The 15,860-nt window shown below is 63.5% G+C and carries 19 protein-coding genes; 14 read left to right on the forward strand and 5 right to left on the reverse strand.

The features are described from left to right. Window positions 1-6: 6 nt before the first annotated feature. The 8 genes from Harman_RS05300 to Harman_RS05335 all read left to right on the forward strand — a co-directional run bounded on the left by Harman_RS05300 (window position 7) and on the right by Harman_RS05335 (window position 6,806). A complete protein-coding gene (locus Harman_RS05300; RefSeq protein WP_137682753.1) occupies window positions 7-900 on the forward strand; it encodes a DUF106 domain-containing protein in 894 nt (297 codons plus the stop codon). 45 nt (window positions 901-945) lie between these two features. Beyond that, window positions 946-1,524, forward strand: a complete 579-nt coding sequence (cmk, locus tag Harman_RS05305) for a (d)CMP kinase (protein ID WP_137682754.1) — start codon at window positions 946-948, stop codon at window positions 1,522-1,524. 4 nt (window positions 1,525-1,528) lie between these two features. Then, window positions 1,529-2,419, forward strand: a complete 891-nt coding sequence (locus Harman_RS05310; RefSeq protein WP_137682755.1) for an RNA-guided pseudouridylation complex pseudouridine synthase subunit Cbf5 — start codon at window positions 1,529-1,531, stop codon at window positions 2,417-2,419. Between the two features lie 53 nt (window positions 2,420-2,472). After that, entirely contained in the window at window positions 2,473-2,847 is a 375-nt protein-coding gene (locus tag Harman_RS21740; RefSeq protein ID WP_235007159.1) for a hypothetical protein, read from the forward strand. A gap of 291 nt (window positions 2,848-3,138) precedes the next feature. Then, a complete protein-coding gene (locus Harman_RS05320; RefSeq protein WP_058997447.1) occupies window positions 3,139-3,330 on the forward strand; it encodes a DUF1328 family protein in 192 nt (63 codons plus the stop codon). Window positions 3,331-3,404: 74 nt separating this feature from the next. Further along, on the forward strand, window positions 3,405-4,085 hold the full coding sequence (locus Harman_RS05325) for a nucleotide exchange factor GrpE (RefSeq protein WP_137682756.1): 681 nt from the start codon (window positions 3,405-3,407) through the stop codon (window positions 4,083-4,085). Window positions 4,086-4,250: 165 nt separating this feature from the next. Further along, window positions 4,251-6,161, forward strand: coding sequence for a molecular chaperone DnaK (dnaK, locus tag Harman_RS05330; RefSeq protein ID WP_137682757.1), 1,911 nt, complete (start codon window positions 4,251-4,253; stop codon window positions 6,159-6,161). A gap of 333 nt (window positions 6,162-6,494) precedes the next feature. After that, entirely contained in the window at window positions 6,495-6,806 is a 312-nt protein-coding gene (locus tag Harman_RS05335) for a DUF7344 domain-containing protein (RefSeq protein WP_200830829.1), read from the forward strand. Between the two features lie 120 nt (window positions 6,807-6,926). On the opposite strand, the gene Harman_RS05340 is transcribed toward Harman_RS05335, so the two are convergent. After that, on the reverse strand, window positions 6,927-7,736 hold the full coding sequence (locus Harman_RS05340) for a TrmB family transcriptional regulator (protein WP_137682758.1): 810 nt from the start codon (window positions 7,734-7,736) through the stop codon (window positions 6,927-6,929). Between the two features lie 627 nt (window positions 7,737-8,363). Here Harman_RS05340 and Harman_RS05345 point away from each other — a divergent pair. After that, entirely contained in the window at window positions 8,364-8,672 is a 309-nt protein-coding gene (locus tag Harman_RS05345; protein WP_137682759.1) for a HalOD1 output domain-containing protein, read from the forward strand. Window positions 8,673-8,717: 45 nt separating this feature from the next. Here Harman_RS05345 and Harman_RS05350 read toward each other — a convergent pair whose 3' ends face one another. Together Harman_RS05350 and Harman_RS05355 are read right to left on the reverse strand one after the other, a co-directional pair. Next, window positions 8,718-10,478 carry a Rieske (2Fe-2S) protein gene (locus tag Harman_RS05350; RefSeq protein ID WP_137682760.1) on the reverse strand — a complete coding sequence of 587 codons (1,761 nt, stop codon included), beginning with the start codon at window positions 10,476-10,478 and terminating at the stop codon, window positions 8,718-8,720. Window positions 10,479-10,554: 76 nt separating this feature from the next. Further along, entirely contained in the window at window positions 10,555-11,070 is a 516-nt protein-coding gene (locus Harman_RS05355) for a hypothetical protein (protein WP_137682761.1), read from the reverse strand. A 174-nt stretch (window positions 11,071-11,244) separates the two neighbouring features. On the opposite strand from Harman_RS05355, the gene Harman_RS05360 reads away from it, so the two are divergent. Together Harman_RS05360 and dnaJ are read left to right on the forward strand one after the other, a co-directional pair. After that, the gene (locus Harman_RS05360) at window positions 11,245-11,544 is read left to right on the forward strand and encodes a hypothetical protein (protein ID WP_137682762.1); all 300 of its coding nucleotides are present in this window, start codon (window positions 11,245-11,247) and stop codon (window positions 11,542-11,544) included. 113 nt (window positions 11,545-11,657) lie between these two features. Further along, window positions 11,658-12,812, forward strand: coding sequence for a molecular chaperone DnaJ (gene dnaJ, locus Harman_RS05365; protein WP_137682763.1), 1,155 nt, complete (start codon window positions 11,658-11,660; stop codon window positions 12,810-12,812). Here dnaJ and Harman_RS05370 read toward each other — a convergent pair whose 3' ends face one another. Further along, entirely contained in the window at window positions 12,813-13,118 is a 306-nt protein-coding gene (locus Harman_RS05370) for a MazG-like family protein (protein ID WP_137682764.1), read from the reverse strand. 78 nt (window positions 13,119-13,196) lie between these two features. Between Harman_RS05370 and Harman_RS05375 the strand changes: the two genes are divergently transcribed. Both Harman_RS05375 and Harman_RS05380 read left to right on the forward strand, forming a co-directional pair. After that, window positions 13,197-13,946 (forward strand): hypothetical protein, encoded by a 750-nt coding sequence (locus Harman_RS05375; protein ID WP_137682765.1) that lies wholly within the window; start codon window positions 13,197-13,199, stop codon window positions 13,944-13,946. A 97-nt stretch (window positions 13,947-14,043) separates the two neighbouring features. Beyond that, entirely contained in the window at window positions 14,044-14,229 is a 186-nt protein-coding gene (locus tag Harman_RS05380) for a DUF7333 family protein (RefSeq protein ID WP_137682766.1), read from the forward strand. Window positions 14,230-14,312: 83 nt separating this feature from the next. Here Harman_RS05380 and Harman_RS05385 read toward each other — a convergent pair whose 3' ends face one another. Then, the gene (locus Harman_RS05385; protein WP_137682767.1) at window positions 14,313-15,062 is read right to left on the reverse strand and encodes a hypothetical protein; all 750 of its coding nucleotides are present in this window, start codon (window positions 15,060-15,062) and stop codon (window positions 14,313-14,315) included. A gap of 125 nt (window positions 15,063-15,187) precedes the next feature. Between Harman_RS05385 and Harman_RS05390 the strand changes: the two genes are divergently transcribed. After that, window positions 15,188-15,856 carry a halocyanin domain-containing protein gene (locus tag Harman_RS05390; RefSeq protein WP_137682768.1) on the forward strand — a complete coding sequence of 223 codons (669 nt, stop codon included), beginning with the start codon at window positions 15,188-15,190 and terminating at the stop codon, window positions 15,854-15,856. Window positions 15,857-15,860 lie beyond the last annotated feature (4 nt).

Here is a 15,860-nt window from a genome sequence, read left to right on the forward strand (position 1 = left end):
TATCCAATGGCACGTACCGCGCCGAAGGTAGAACGACTCGCCGAGGACGGCGAGGCAATGACCGACGCGCTCGCGACGGTGCTCGCTGCGGCCGAAGAGAACGGGACCGTCACCTGGAGCGACGTGAGCGACGACCTCACGAGCGGCGAATGGGGCCGGCTCATCGAGTCCGGCCTGCTCATCGACGCCGACGGCGAGGGGTTCGTTATCGACGACCCCGAGGGCGTCCGCGAGGCGCTCGAAGACTCCGACGCGGCTCCAAGCGACGATGACGACGAGGACAGCGGCTGGTCGAAGTGGGACAAGCTCGCCGGTCTCGCGACGCTTGGCCTGTTCGCCGGCTACTCCATGACCTCGGTCCGCGACGTTATCGCGGGCGGGTTCATCGACATCTTCCTCGGACCGCTCAACGACATGCTGCCGTTCTACGCCGTTATCCTGGTGCTTGCGATCATCACCGGGACCACCTCGACGATTCTGCAGGACAACCTCATGGACATGTCGGGGATGGGCGACCATCAGGAGAAGATGGAGGACCTGAAAGAGCGCCGCAAAGCCGCAAAAGAACGCGACGACCAAGAGGCCCTGGACCGCCTCGAAGAGGAGCAGATGGAGCTGATGACCGACCAGATGGGGATGTTCAAACAGCAGTTCCGCCCGATGGTGTGGATTATGCTCGTCAACATCCCGCTGTTCCTCTGGCTCTACTGGATTGTCTTCGGAGCCGGCGTCGAGGCGAGCCCGGTGATTACGCTCCCCATCTTCGGGGAGGTCGAGGCGTGGCGCAACGGCGTCGCAGGCCCGGTCCAGGCGTGGATTGTCTGGTACTTCCTGTGCTCGCTATCCTTCACCCAAATAATCCGGAAGGCGCTCAACGTCGAGACGACGCCGACCGGGTAGGCGCGAAGAGACAGCCCTTTCTATCGGGGCGTCCCGAACACCTCTATGTTGATTACCGTCTCCGGCCCGGCCGGCAGCGGCAAGAGCACGCTTGCCAAGAGCCTGGCCGACGCCCTGAACTACGAGCACGTCAGCGGCGGCGACATCTTCCGCTCGCTGGCCGAGGAGCGCGGGATGACACCTCTCGAACTGAACAAGGCCGCCGAGGAGGACGCCCAGATCGACCGCGATCTGGACCGCCGGCTTCGGGATATCGCCGCCGAGCGCAACGACCTCGTACTGGAGTCGCGTCTCGCCGGCTGGATGGCGGGCGAGTACGCCGACATGAAACTGTGGTTGACCGCACCGCTCGACGTGCGCGCCGACCGCATCGCGACCCGGGAGAACAAGCCCTTCGAGCAGGCCAAAACCGAGACGCGGGAGCGCGGCGAGAGCGAGGCCCAGCGCTACAGCGACTACTACGACATCGACTTCGACGACCTCTCGATCTACGACCTGTCGGTCAACACTGCCCGCTGGGACCCACAGGGCGTTCTGAGCGTGACCTTGCACGCCGTCGAATCGTACAGCCCCGACGGCGACGAGGGCCAAGCGCCAGTCGAAAACATCCGGTACGAGTTCTGAGCCGATGACGCTTCGCGCCCCGCCCGACGAACGGGACCTCGATTCGCTTCGGTCCTTCGGCGTCGTCAACCTCGACAAGCCACCGGGGCCGTCAGCCCATCAGGTTGCGGCCTGGATTCGCGACGCTACCGGGCAGGGCCGAGTCGCCCACGGCGGGACGCTCGACCCGAAGGTGACGGGCTGTCTGCCCGTGTTGCTCGGCGACGCCGCCCGGATGGCCCAGGTGTTCGATGACGCCATCAAGGAGTACGTCACCGTCCTCGAACTCCACGACCAGGCCCCGGCCGATATTACGGATATCGTCGCCGAGTTCGAGACCGATATCTACCAGAAGCCGCCCCGAAAGAGCGCGGTCAAGCGCCAACTGCGCTCGCGCCGGATTCACGCACTGGATATCCTCGAACGGGAGGACCGCAGACTGCTCCTGCGTGTTCAGTGCGCTTCGGGCACCTACATCCGGAAACTGTGTCACGACATCGGGCTGGCCGCGGGGACTGGCGGGCACATGGGCGACCTCCGCCGGACGGCGACCGGGAGCTTCGACGATGGGTCGCTATCGACGATGCACGACCTCGTCGATGCGCTGGCCTTTGCCGAAGACGGCGATGAGTCACAGCTTCGCGAGTTCATCCAGCCGGCCGAGCGTGCGCTGGTCCACCTCCCGCAAGTCACGATTGCACCCAGCGCCGCCCGCGAGGTCGCCGAGGGCGCGCCGGTGTACGCCCCCGGCGTCATCGAGACCGGCTCGGCCGAAGTGGGCGATGCCACGCCCGAAACGGGCGCGCAGGTGGTCTGTGTCACGCCCGACGGCGCTGCGGTCTGTCTGGGCACGCTCGTCGACGACCCGGACGGCGACAGTGGCCTCGTCGTCGAACTCGACCGCGTGTTAGTTTGAGTGGTTGTCCGTGATTCGGGAAGAGCTAAGGCCGTTTCCCGTGTATTACTAGCATGGATCGATGGGTCGACCCGGACGAGGCCGACCCGGCGCAGTGGCGCGGAACGGGACCGCACGACGACCTGCGTCGGGGCGCAAAGACGGTCTCAGTACTGGAACGCGCGCGTCGGACGCCGCTGCCGTACCAGTACGAAATCGAGGTCCACCACACGGACGGTATCGCGGAGCAGTTCCGATCAAGCGAGTACGAACACGCCCGTATCGTCTACAACAGCGGCGTGGACACGAAACGACGGATCAAGCTGCTGGCCCGCGGGGTGCTGTGGGGCAGCGACGAAACACAGCAGCGATTTCAGGCGCAGTACCGCCGCCCGCCACCGCCGACCGATAGCGTCCCGTTTGGAGAGTACACCGTCTGGACCCGGTAGCAGTACGGGACCATCGAGCGAACGGACGACGGGCTGACGTTCACTGCGGCCGAAGAGGAGCCCGACGAATCGCTCCGGGAACTCGACTGGGCGACGCTTTTCGACCCGGTCCGAGAACGGCTCGCGGAACTGGAACTGGTTCGGAACCCCCCCTTTGCGAAGTACCGGCTGGAAGAACTCGACGAGTGGGCAGCCTATCGCGCTCGGTTCCGGTACGACCCGGATGCGTTCGCCATCGGGCCCTGATTAGGTCCTGTATAATAAAATGTGATATTACCATTAGACTCCGCTATGAACCACCTACTAACCGCTGTCCCACTCCAGCCCGGCGGCGGGTTCCTCGAACTGGCACTACTCTTTCTCGTCCTCGCTGTCGTCGCCGGACTGGCCGGACTGGGGGGCGTAGCGGGACTCAGCATGCGGATCGCGAAGATCCTCGTCGTCGTATTCCTCGTCCTGATGGTCGTTAGCTTCCTCCTGTAACGACCGCCCCGAAAACGGTGTCGCCGTCACACCGTTTCTGAATCCTTTTATCTACGTGACGACTCCTAGCGGGTATGACCGAGCAGGACGCAGCCGACGACACGGCCGCGACGGAGGAGTCGACCGCGAGCGAAGCGCCCGCGGACGGCGACAGCGATTTTGATGATACGCCCGATGGCGTTGACGCCGACGAGGTCGACCTTGGTGAGTTCGAGGTAGACGATGACCTCGTCGACCGAGTCGCCGAATCGGACCCGGAGGATATCGCTCGGGAACTCGCTGCGCTGCGGACGCGGACCGACAGCCTCGAATCACAGGTCGAACAGCAAGACGAGGATATCGAAGAGCTGGAATCGAAACTCAAGCGCAAGCAGGCGGAGTTCCAGAACTACAAGAAGCGGATGGACAAGCGCCGGGAGCAGGAACAGAAGCGCGCAACCGAGGACCTCGTGACGCGGTTGCTGGACGTTCGGGACAACCTCGAACGGGCCCTCGAACAGGACGAAGATACGGATATCAGAGGCGGCGTCGAATCTACGCTCCGCCAGCTCGACGACGTGCTGGACGCCGAGAACGTCGAGGTCATCGACCCCGATCCCGGTGAGGACGTGGACCCGACACAGCAGCAGGTGCTGGCCCGCGTCGACAGCGACCAGCCCGAAGGAACGATTGCCGATGTTCACCGACCCGGCTACGAGATGGCCGACAAAGTGCTGCGCGAGGCCCAGGTAACCGTCAGCGAGAGCGAGGAGTAACGGGCGGCCGCGGCGGTGTAGCGGTCGTATTGCGGTACATTAAATAATCACCGGTCGGGGAACGGAACCGAGTATAAAACCGCCCGGAGGAGGGGTCGTCGGACGCTTTTCGAATCAGTACATCTAGCAACTTTTAACCGGCCCAATCCGCTATGAGCGGGTAAGATGGCGAGCAACAAGATTCTGGGTATCGACCTCGGGACCACGAACAGCGCGTTCGCGGTCATGGAAGGTGGCGACCCTGAAATCATTGTCAACGGTGAAGGCGAACGGACGACACCCTCTGTCGTCGCGTTCGACGACGGCGAGCGACTCGTCGGGAAACCGGCGAAGAATCAGGCGATCAAGAACCCCGACCAGACCATCCAGTCGATCAAGCGCCACATGGGCGAAGACGACTACTCGGTAGAACTGGACGGGGAGGAGTACACGCCCGAGCAGGTCTCGGCGATGATCCTCCAGAAGATCAAACACGACGCCGAGGAGTACCTCGGCGACGAGATCGAGAAGGCGGTCATCACCGTCCCGGCGTACTTCAACGACCGACAGCGCCAGGCGACCAAGGACGCCGGCGAGATCGCCGGCTTCGAGGTCGAGCGCATCGTCAACGAGCCGACCGCGGCCGCGATGGCCTACGGCCTCGACGACGAATCCGACCAGACCGTCCTCGTGTACGACCTTGGGGGCGGGACCTTCGACGTGTCCATCCTCGACCTGGGCGGGGGCGTCTACGAGGTCGTCGCGACCAACGGGGACAACGACCTCGGTGGCGACGACTGGGACCACGCCATCATCGACTACCTCGCCGATGAATTCGAAGCCGAACACGGCATCGACCTCCGCGACGACCGGCAGGCCCTCCAACGGCTGACCGAGGCCGCCGAGGAAGCCAAAATCGAACTCTCCTCGCGCAAGGAGACCCGCATCAATCTCCCGTTCATCGCGACCACAGACGACGGCCCGCTGGACCTCGAACAGAAGATCACGCGCGCGAAGTTCGAGTCGCTGACCGAGGATCTCATCGAGCGCACCGTCGGCCCGACGGAGCAGGCGCTTGCCGACGCGGACTACGACAAGAGCGACATCGACGAGGTCATCCTCGTCGGCGGCTCGACGCGGATGCCACAGGTGCAAGACCAGGTCGAGGAGATGACCGGGCAGGAGCCAAAGAAGAACGTCAACCCCGACGAGGCCGTCGCGCTGGGTGCGGCCATCCAGGCTGGCGTCCTCTCTGGTGACGTGGACGACATCGTCCTGCTCGACGTGACGCCGCTGTCGCTGGGCGTCGAAGTCAAAGGCGGCCTGTTCGAGCGGCTCATCGACAAGAACACCACCATCCCGACCGAGGAATCGAAGATCTTCACGACCGCCCAGGACAACCAGACGCAGGTCCAGATCCGTGTCTTCCAGGGCGAACGCGAAATCGCCGAGGAGAACGAACTGCTCGGCGCGTTCGCGCTCTCGGGCATCCCGCCGGCCCCCGCAGGCACGCCGCAGATCGAGGTGTCGTTCAACATCGACGAGAACGGCATCGTCAACGTCGAAGCCGAAGACAAGGGCTCGGGTAACAAGGAGGACATCACCATCGAGGGCGGTGCTGGCCTCTCCGACGACCAGATCGAGGAGATGCAGGAAGAGGCCGAGCAGCACGCCGAGGAGGACGAGCAGCGCCGCGAGCGCATCGAGGCCCGCAACGAGGCAGAGGCCTCGGTCCGCCGCGCCGAGACGCTGCTTGAGGAGAATGAAGAGGAGGTCGACGACGACCTCCGGTCCGACATCGAGGCAAAGATCGAGGACGTTGAGGAAGTCCTCGAAGACGAAGACGCCACAAAGGAGGACTACGAGGAGGTCACCGAGACCCTGAGCGAGGAACTGCAGGAGATCGGCAAGCAGATGTACCAGGAGCAGGCCCAGCAGGCCGCCGGCGGTGCCGCGGGCGCTGGTCCGGGCGGTGCAGCCGGTGCCGGCCCCGGTGGCGCTGCCGGCCCGGGCGACGCAGCAGGCGGCGCGGCCGACCAGGGTGAGGAGTACGTCGACGCCGACTTCGAGGACGTAGACGAGGACGACGAAGAATAAGTCGTTTTCATCAGCCCGTCAGGTGTACTCTGACGACGTGGACACCGAGGCTGACGACAGCGAGGACTACCAAGCCGATTCAGTTCTCAGCTCGGCAGTGTATATCAGTTACGGCAGTTCCGAAGTAGACAAATAATCTATACATTATCGAAGTGGCTAGTAGCTGCCACGTGTTCAGTAAACGGATAATGACAGCCACATACCGCCGTGCTACCGCTTCTATTCCGTTAATTGAAAATACACAGCGCCAATTTTGTTCACCCTGTTACTCAAAACAATAGAGATAGTGAAAATGGTGCATATATATCAGATGGCCGAACGTATGATCGCACAGTGAGTAATCAGAAACAGATCCAGCCACAGTGTCTGAGTGCCCAACTCGAAGCAGTACAGCACGAGGACCGCCGAGCGGTACTGTTCGCGTTGCGGGGGGCGGAGCAGTGGCGACCGGCCGCAGCTGCCGATGACGGAGACCTCATCGGCGAGCCATCAATTCCAGCCACTCTGTACCACCAGCATCTCCCGAAACTGGCGGAGATGGGACTCATCGAATGGAATCGGGAGACCCACCGGGTGACACGCGGACCGGAGTACGAGCGGCTCCGGCCGCTGCTCGACTTTCTCTACGAGTACTACGACGACTGATAGTGATTCTTGGAGCGATTTACCGGGACGCGCCGACCCCGGTGGCGGCGCTATCCGGAAATAATCTACAATAATCAGTATGAGAAGCGCGGATTGTGACGCCCCGCACCGCATGGCCCGCTAATCTTGTTCCGGCGTGGTCATCTCAACGACGCCCTGCGAGAGGAGGCGGCGCGCGATGACGATGAGTCCGTTTCTGAGCCCGGTCGCGAAGATAGCCTGTTCGTCGCCCGTCGGCGGGTCGATTGAACTGACCAGCAACGCCGACCGGTCGACGAGCAGGAGACGCCCGACGGCGGCGTCCTCTTCGGGCACCATCTCCCCGTGGAGCCATTCCAGTTCCGACAGGAACGTGGTGGCACGTGGGATCTCCTGGTCTACTTGGTCCTGTATCGAAACGGATCCGCTGCCGACGATGAGATCGGTGTCCGGATCGAGCGAATTGAGTTGCTCGATCAGCGTATCGGTGAGGACCATTTCGGTGCCGATAACGAGAACCACTTCATCGGTCGCCTCGTCGATGATCGCCGCGGCGCGGTTCTCGATGGCGGCGGAGTCGGAGAGCGACCAGACCTCCTGTAGCTCAGCTTCCTCGTCGTCGGACTCGACGCTCCTGATTTCGCTCAGTGCGGATTGGAGCCGTTCGACCCGGTTCTCGTACTGATCCCGGAGCGTTTCGGTCGCCTCGGGGAGCGGGACCGCACGGAACTGCTGTGGACTCGAATGCTGGACCTCGACAAGGCCTTTCGCTTCGAGGATCCGGACTGCGTCGTAAACGCGGGTTCTCGGGACCTCCGTCACCTCGCTCAGTCCCTTCGCTGTACCGCTGGACATCCGGGAGAGTCCCACAAAGCATTTCGCCTCGTACTCTTTCAACCCCAGCTCCTGAAGTAAACTTACTGCTTCTTCGTGTGTTGCATCAGATGTCATGTGTCCCAACCTTCACCTCGGTAGAAGCCGAGTACATCTAGTGGGATGACGCCCACAGGTAAAAGACGTTGTTACTGTCACACTGCCGCCGTTCGTCGCAGATAGCATATTTTAATATCTGGGTCGCGGCGTTCAGACGCTAAGCCGGTTTAAACGGTTGTTATCGCCGACCTGAGGATTAGTTAAGGAACTGTTGTATTTTGTTTTACTCAGTTAATCACACAACTGTTATACATGGGTGTTGACTATAGATAGTTGGCACGCAGCACTCTATGTGTCCCAACCACATCGGCTGCGTGCCGTTTTCACGAAACTATCCCTGTTGGCCGTAAGCAGTGATTTCTCGGCAAAGAGAGTCAGTGACGACGGCCGGAACTGTCCCGGCAGCCAAGTCGCTGTCCACATTGCAGTCACAACATCGCCGCTCACGATCAGTCATGCCACCACCAATTTACGGTTTCACCGCATAGAAATCATATCAGGTTACGACTATAAAATTAGAACATTATGATTTTAGGAGAGTTACGTCTGGGTGTTTACTCGAATATTAGCAGTTATTTCTATATCAATAATACGACTGAAAACTTGACAGTACAATTAATATGTTGGATGTGCACAGTTCACATAATGAGCGGGTCTGACAACCGGTCCGAACGGGCACCCGACAGCAGTGATATTCTCCACGCCGAGTTTGACTGGACTGTTATCTCACCGTCGTTGGCGATCGTTCAGACGGTCGCAATTGCGGCCGACCGGAAAGCGATAGAACTCCCGCCACTCATCGAAACGGTCGATCCGGATGCGCTCGACGAGCTTTTCCAGTACCCGACCGAACCGGACAGCAACATCTCGCTCTCGTTTCGGCTGGGTGACTACGAAGTCACCGTGACCGAGCACGGCGACGTGTACGTCCATAACGGACGCCTCGGTTCGTGACCACCGCAGGACAGCTGTAGCGACGTCGACGGCACGTCGGATTAGTTAGCCCGCCCGGTCCGGTGTGGCCTCGCTTCCGTGGAGTTTCTCGCCCCGGAACAGACGACGGGCGATGTCGAACGTCTGGTTCCGCTCCCGTCGCGTCGGGAAGTGAGCGGCAAGATAGCGGGCTGCCGCGACCAGCGAAAGCCGTCGCTCCGCCGTGGTTGCGGCGAACTCGGCCTGTCGGACGGCAGCCTCCAGATGCTGCAGTTCGTGAAAGCCCGCGTCCTCGCGCAACAGCCCCTTTGCGAGCGTCCGCTGGAGGGCTTTGACAGTCCCGCCCGCGTCGAAGTGTTCCCTGACGAGCGCCCCGGCGTCGCCGACGCGGCCCTGTTCATCGAAGGTTCCCAGGAGGTCCTCGCGGATAGCCGCCGGGTCGCGGTCGGACTCCCCGGGGTCGGGCAGCGGCGCGGGCGGAGAGTTCAAAAATCGGCCGAGATACACCGACATTGCGCCGTCGAAACACGGCCGGTAGGCCTCGACTGCGTCGGTCCGAGCCGCGAGCGCGTGGGCGGCGTTGGCGTAGCTGAACGTGTGGTGGACGGTGTTCCAGTCCGAGAACTCGTTGCTCGTCCCGAACTGGGCCACCCGGCGGGTCGCCGCGAGTGCGACGGCTCGCGTCAGTTGCTCGGCGGTCGCGCCAGACCGGATGGCGTCTTGGAGCGCGTCGACGATGGCTTCGGGGTCGGCCTGCAGGAGCGTCTCGACAAAGTCGTCGGGGCGGTCCCAGGTCCGGCCCTCGCCGGCGGCGACGAGGTCAGGAAGCGCCCCGTGGGCGTCGAAACACAACTGTGCCACGTCGACGGGTTGTCGCCACTGGGACCGCTCCTCGCTCCGTACGGCGTCGGTAAACTGGTCGACGGTCGACGCCAGCACGTCGTCGGCGCGGTCCCAGCCGACGTGGTCCAGCGTCTCGACGGCCTTGTTCACGAAGTCCAGCGTGTGGCTGGCGTTCAGATACAGGTGGTCCGTCGCCGCCGCGAGCAGTATCTCGACTACGTCGGCGGGCGGGAGCACGCTCGCGGCCGTGCGGAGACAGCGCTGTGCGCCGTCGCTGTCCCGGACCTCACAGGTCTCGCAGAACCACGACTTCAGGCGGGACTTCGAGAGGGCGTCGTTCCCGAGTTCGTACTGTGGGAACCGCGGCGGCTCGCCCGCGCAGTCGTCGGCCACCGCGGTGACGCCGACGTACATCGCCCGGAGCTTCTCGTCGTGGGCCACGTCGTCGTAGAGGTTCGCCATCGCACCAAGCGTCGTCAGGCCACGGCCCCAGCCCATCGACCGGTACGTGACACCGAAATCCAGTGCCGTCGAAAGCGGCGTCTCGAATCCCTCGCCGAGGTCGTCGAGGTGGATGACGGCCTTCGCCGCGACGAGGTCGAGGTTCTGCTGGAGAGAGTCCGCAAGTCGGTTGCGCCAGTGGGTGGCCGGCGGCACGTCCGGGTCCGGGTCGGGATCGACGAACACCGTGCCGTCTCGGACCGCAACAGGGAACGTCTGGACATCGTCGGCCCAGGGGTCCAGCGTGTCCCCACAGGCCAGTTCGAACCGCGCGTGATGCCAGTGGCAGGTGAGCAGGCCGTCGTCGACCGTCCCCTCGGAGAGCGGGAACCCCATGTGGGGACATCGGTTGTCGACTGCGTACACGCTGTCGTCGTGGGCGAAGAAGGCGATAGACCGTCCGCCGACCTGTTCGACGACCGGCGTCTCCTCACGGAGGCGGTCTAGCGGAGCCACTGCCTGATAGCTGTCATCAGTAGCCATGTGTCAACAAATGACATAAGCGGCCGTAAAGATTCGCAGAAACGAGCTACCGTAAACTGCAGGAGGTGTGCGCCCGTCAACCAGTCCCGTTACCGAGCGTCACTGTACCAAGCGTCGTCGTCCGCTCGTCCGGTGCGCCGAGCGGGCGGCCGGTCCAGCGGACCGTGACGGTGTCACCGGCGTCGAGGTGAAAGCCGACTGAAGCGTCGCCATCGTGGTAGTTCCCGTCGCCGTCCGAGTCCACGCGCGGGTCGTCAACGACGAACGTCTCGCCCGACTCGATAGGGAGCTGATCCGCGTCCGCCCACGTTAGCGTCGTCGACCGGTTCCGGTCGGCATCGGTGACGGCGATCTCCACCGCGTGGGTGCTGGTGTCCGTGAGTCGGTCACCGCCGGCGTGGGTGAGCGTGACCGCCCCCGCCTCGGCGTCGAACTCGCCGTCGATGGTGACCGACGGCGACGCCGTCCGGAGGTCCGCGCCGGGACCGACCACGAGCGCGACCAGTCCGGCGACGGCCAGCGCCGCGAGTCCCCAGACGGCGACCCGCTCGACCGTGACGAGACCGCGACTGCGCGACGACTCAGGACTCATTGCCCGAAGCCTCCCCCGGCATGGAAATAAGCGCCCCGATCCAGTCCGGACTCGAATATCCAGCGCGTGTCCAGATATGAACCTGGCCGGAGCGGGCGTCGCGGCCATCGCGACAGTTCCGACCTCTCGAATCGCCACCCTTCTATTTGTCGGCTGCGTGAGAATCCGCGTCCGATGCCCTCCCTAGTCAGCGAAGTCGTGTTCAGCGAGCCGTCCGGCCGACCACAAACACTCGTCCAGTTCTCCAGCGCACTCTTTTTCCTCGGCCTCTACGCGTACGCATGGAGCGTTGGTAACGCTACGTCGAGCCTGTGGTTACTCGGGATGGTGGTCGGAACGGCCCTGTCTGGTACGGCCGAAGCGCTCCCGAAGCAGCACCGGTGGGTAGCCGGTGTGCTCCGTCTCGCGGCAATTCTCGTCATCGTCACTGTGCTGGCTGCCACCGTCTTCGTCCCGGAACTCGTCGTCGTGTAGCCAGATGGCTGTCTGTCCGTTCGGTTCAGCATCGAACTGTTTGCGCATGCTGTGCCGCTAGTCGCCAACCCGTTCTTTTGAAGTAGCTCAATCGTCTATGCCTCGTACAACGAATGAGTCAGGATTTCTATGAGATACTGGGTGTCTCTCGGGACGCCTCCGAAGACGAGATCAAGGAGGCTTATCGAGAGAAAGCCCGGGAATACCACCCGGACGTGAGCGACGACCCCGACGCCGAGGAGAAGTTCAAGCAGGCCAAGAAGGCCAAGGAGGTTCTCACCGACGAGGAGAAGCGCCAGATGTACGACCAGATGGGCCACGAGCGCTTCGAGCAGGCCGAGAAGCGCGGCGGCGCTGGCGGTGGCGGCGGCCGCGGCGGCATGGGCGGGGACCCCTTCGGCGGCGGCGCTGGCGGCTTCGATATGCAGGACATCTTCGACCAGTTCTTCGGCGGCGGTGGCCGTGGCGGACGTGGCGGCAACCGACGGCGGCAAGGCCAGGACCTCCAGACGCGGCTGGAGATCGACCTCGAAGAGGCCTACGAGGGCGCGACGAAGCAGCTGAACGTGACCCGACCGGAGGCCTGCGACGACTGTGACGGGGCCGGGCATCCGCCGGGGGCCGACTCGGAAACCTGTCCCGAATGTAACGGGCAGGGCCAGACGACGCAGGTCCAGCAGACGCCGATGGGGCGCGTCCAACAGACGACGACCTGCCGGCGCTGTGATGGCGAGGGGACGCTGTACGACGAGACGTGTTCGACCTGCCGGGGCAACGGCGTCGTCCAGAACGACGCGATCCTCGAAGTCGAAATCCCGGCCGGAATCGCCGACGGGCAGACACTCCGGATGGAACGCGAGGGCGCACCCGGCGAACACGGCGGTCCGAACGGCGACCTCCTGATTCAGGTGAGCGTCCAGGACCACCCGGACTTCGAGCGCGACGGCGACGACCTGCAACACCAGCAGGCCATCTCGTTCCCCCAAGCCGTCTTCGGCGACACCATTACCGTCCCGACGCTAGACGGCGAGGTTGAAGTCGACGTGCCCAGCGGGACCCAGAGCGGCGAGGTGTTCCGTTTAGAGGGGAAGGGGATGCCCCGTCTTCGCCGTCGTGGTCGGGGCGACCTCTACGTACAGGTGCAGGTCGTCACGCCCGACAGCCTCAACGCCGAGCAGAAGGAGGCCCTCGAACAGTTCGCAGAGGCCGGCGGCGAGGAGGTCGATGTCGAGGAAGGCTTCTTCGAGAAACTGAAGAACTCGCTGTAATCAGTCGCCGCTTGCCGGCGTCCCGTTTGTGCCTGACCGCCCCTCGTACTTCGCAAGCGCCGCCGCGAGCGCGGCGTCGGCGTCGACATCGAGTTGTTCACACAGTGCGAGCAGCGCGAACAGGGCATCACCGAGGTCGTCCTCTTGTACCGACAGCGCCGTCGAATCAGTGCCGTAGCCGGTCGTCTCGTTGACTTCATCCGCGATGGTTCCGAGTTCGGTCACCACGTCGAGCAACCGATAGGCTGGCGGCGTATCGATGTCGTTGTGCCTGAGCACGTCGGCGACCTGTTGTTGGCGTATCATTTATAAAGCGTCGGGACGGCCACCTACATCGGCTTTGTGGCCGCGCTGTTTTTGATCGGTGGGTCCGAACCACGACGCATGCAGGTACTCGGTGACCTCGTCGCACAGGCCCGCGACCGCGACGGCGTTCTCTTCCGTTCGCCGGAGCGGTCCACGCCGTACAGTTACTCCGATTTCGCCACGAACGCCTGGAAGGGCGGGAATCTGCTGCGCCACTACGGCGTCCGGCACGGAACCCGGGTCGCCGTCGTCGTGGGTCCGAAAGAGCCGGCTGATGGGGATGAACCGGGTTATCTCCGGGACGCACCGGACGCGCTACTCGCTTTTCTCGCGGCCGCCCTCGATGGTGCGGTCGTGGACATGGACCCGCCGAACGCAGTCGACGCGACGGCACTTGTCGCGCCAGCGGCGTGGCTCGACCGCTACACGCGAGGGCCGGGGACGAAAGGATTGGCCTATGGCGGACCGGTCGAGGACGCGACAGTCGCACAGTTCGAGCGGGAACTATGGAGCGAGAACCCGCTCCAGCCGCCGGGCGAGATCGCGCCCGACGACGACGTGCTGGCGGCCAACAGAACGTACACGCACGGCGAAGTCATGGCCGAAAGCGGCCGTGTCGTCGCCGACTACGACATCGACGCGGAGACGACCCTCGCGCTCCGGGCACCGATGACGACGGCGGGCGCGGTCGTCGCCGGCCTGCTTGCGCCGATGCGAGCCGGCGCGACAGTGGTGTTTGGCGGCGACGAGGTCGCGGACATCGCCGTCGCTGACGGGGATGCACCGGAAGAAACAGTGATTCGACCGGCCGACGCGACGCCGTCATAGCGTCCTGTCAAGAGCGTATCTATTGTTGATTTCGCACTACACCGTGCGGTCGGTTTGCTTCCTCAAAGAATTTATTTCTCCAGATACAACTGAAAGTATGGATTTCGACTTCGTACCGGCAGTGGCCCCACTCGTCGTGATTGTCGCCATCGCGACGGTCGCGCTCACGTCTGTGATGACAGCCTCGACGGTCTTCATGATGGTGCTACCCTCAATGATCGTATTTTCGGTCGTTGCGTTCTTCCTCGGGATGAAACACGGCGAGTTCCGCGCAAGTCCGTAGCAGTTCATCTCAATCCACGAAGTCCACAAAATCAAGTCATCACTACCCCCGACTTCCTTCGGTTCTGAACGTTGGCCTTGCGGTCACTCTGTCGGGCGGACGAGGTCCGCAAGCGTCACGAGCAGGCCGAGCACCCACCCCAGCGGGATGGAGATGCCGAGCCAGATGATGACGTAGGCGATGCCTTCCCGGTCGAAGTTCTGGATGAAGAACTCCGCGGCACCGACCGACGCCAGCACCTCGTAGAGAAACCATCGAGACAACGAATCGCTCGCGGGGATAACGACCGAGGCGACCGTCGTCGAGTACAGCGCCGCGACAACTGGCGGGAGGAAGACCGCCGTCATGGCGAACGGATACGCCAGCGCGACTGTCGTCCCGCGACCGCCGACGCGTCGGAACGTGACGGCGAGCGCGGCCGACAGCGTCGCGACGCCGCCGGCGACAGCGACAGCGGTGAACCCGCCCGAAACGAGGTCGATGCTGCCCGGTTCGAACCGCGCGAGCGCCGCCAACCCACCCCAGACAAGGACAGAGAGGAAAACGACGCCGACAACGCCCAACCGGGTCGCCGTCCCGTCGATCCGACGGGTCTGGTACCGCAGGACGACGCCACACAGCACCAGCGGATAGACCACGGCGATGACTGGGACCCCGAGTGCAGACCAGAGGCGATAGAGGGCCATCCCGAACGAGGAGTCCGGCGTCCACGTCCCGAGGACGGTGTTGTCAGCGTTTCGCTGGCGTGGATACACGAGCTCCATCCACGTTTCATGTAACCTATTGAGGTCGATACGGATACCGCCGACGACCCCGTGGCTTCCGGTAGACATACCGGTGGTTTCGGTCTACCGGCGTTAAATGTTTCACGGCACCTGCGCCATGCGTGATAACGCTGCGAGAGGAGCACCGACTCGAAACCGACATATTCAGGACGGGGAGTCCCAAACGGTCAGGTATGACAGACGGTAGAGCGGACGTGTCCCGTCGGGGCTTCTTACGGACAGCGGCCGGAGCCACGGCTGCGTCGGCCGCTGCAGGCACCGCGACCGCACAGGAGGAGACTGGCACAAGCGGTGGTGGCGGAGGCGGCGGGCCGCCGGATTTCGGCGGCTTCCTCGACGGGGTCGGAAACTTCGACGGGTCGGTCACCGATGCGACCGGGCAGGACACGGCGACGGTCGAGGTCGGCGTCGAAGCAAACGGCGGGGCCTACGGTTTCGGCCCAGCAGCGATCCACGTCGACAACGGCGCGACCGTCCAGTTCGAATGGACGGGCAACGGCGGCGGCCACAACGTCGTCTCTGACGGCGACGGGCCGCTGGATTCCGGTAGCGCTGTCTCAAGCGCCGGCGTCAACTACGAGCACACCTTCGAGGAAGACGGCATCTACCCCTACGTCTGTGTCCCCCACGAGGGACTCGGAATGAAAGGGGCCGTCGTCGTCGGCACCGATTACCCGACACAGTCCTCCGGTGGCGGCGGTGGCGGCGGGAGCTCCGGCCCGCCGGAAGTGCCAAACAGCGCGAAAACGCTCGGCGTCGCAACCTCGTTCGTGATGGTCGCGACGCTTGGACTCGCGTACTTCTTCATCCGCTACGGCGGCGACTACGAGACACCCGAATAGCGGT

The sequence above is a fragment of the Haloarcula mannanilytica genome (assembly GCF_005406125.1).
Taxonomy (GTDB): Archaea; Halobacteriota; Halobacteria; order Halobacteriales; family Haloarculaceae; genus Haloarcula; species Haloarcula mannanilytica.

Bases quoted from the DNA above. Each gene is read 5' to 3' on its own strand.
- Harman_RS05370 (WP_137682764.1), bottom strand. From the start codon at position 13,118: ATGATACGCCAACAACAGGTCGCCGACGTGCTCAGGCACAACGACATC.
- Harman_RS05300 (WP_137682753.1), top strand. From the start codon at position 7: ATGGCACGTACCGCGCCGAAGGTAGAACGACTCGCCGAGGACGGCGAG.
- Harman_RS05350 (WP_137682760.1), bottom strand. From the start codon at position 10,478: ATGGCTACTGATGACAGCTATCAGGCAGTGGCTCCGCTAGACCGCCTC.
- cmk (WP_137682754.1), top strand. From the start codon at position 946: ATGTTGATTACCGTCTCCGGCCCGGCCGGCAGCGGCAAGAGCACGCTT.
- Harman_RS05390 (WP_137682768.1), top strand. From the start codon at position 15,188: ATGACAGACGGTAGAGCGGACGTGTCCCGTCGGGGCTTCTTACGGACA.
- dnaK (WP_137682757.1), top strand. From the start codon at position 4,251: ATGGCGAGCAACAAGATTCTGGGTATCGACCTCGGGACCACGAACAGC.
- Harman_RS05355 (WP_137682761.1), bottom strand. From the start codon at position 11,070: ATGAGTCCTGAGTCGTCGCGCAGTCGCGGTCTCGTCACGGTCGAGCGG.
- Harman_RS21740 (WP_235007159.1), top strand. From the start codon at position 2,473: ATGGATCGATGGGTCGACCCGGACGAGGCCGACCCGGCGCAGTGGCGC.
- Harman_RS05325 (WP_137682756.1), top strand. From the start codon at position 3,405: ATGACCGAGCAGGACGCAGCCGACGACACGGCCGCGACGGAGGAGTCG.
- Harman_RS05385 (WP_137682767.1), bottom strand. From the start codon at position 15,062: ATGTCTACCGGAAGCCACGGGGTCGTCGGCGGTATCCGTATCGACCTC.
- Harman_RS05340 (WP_137682758.1), bottom strand. From the start codon at position 7,736: ATGACATCTGATGCAACACACGAAGAAGCAGTAAGTTTACTTCAGGAG.
- dnaJ (WP_137682763.1), top strand. From the start codon at position 11,658: ATGAGTCAGGATTTCTATGAGATACTGGGTGTCTCTCGGGACGCCTCC.
- Harman_RS05375 (WP_137682765.1), top strand. From the start codon at position 13,197: ATGCAGGTACTCGGTGACCTCGTCGCACAGGCCCGCGACCGCGACGGC.
- Harman_RS05320 (WP_058997447.1), top strand. From the start codon at position 3,139: ATGAACCACCTACTAACCGCTGTCCCACTCCAGCCCGGCGGCGGGTTC.
- Harman_RS05380 (WP_137682766.1), top strand. From the start codon at position 14,044: ATGGATTTCGACTTCGTACCGGCAGTGGCCCCACTCGTCGTGATTGTC.
- Harman_RS05360 (WP_137682762.1), top strand. From the start codon at position 11,245: ATGCCCTCCCTAGTCAGCGAAGTCGTGTTCAGCGAGCCGTCCGGCCGA.
- Harman_RS05310 (WP_137682755.1), top strand. From the start codon at position 1,529: ATGACGCTTCGCGCCCCGCCCGACGAACGGGACCTCGATTCGCTTCGG.
- Harman_RS05345 (WP_137682759.1), top strand. From the start codon at position 8,364: ATGAGCGGGTCTGACAACCGGTCCGAACGGGCACCCGACAGCAGTGAT.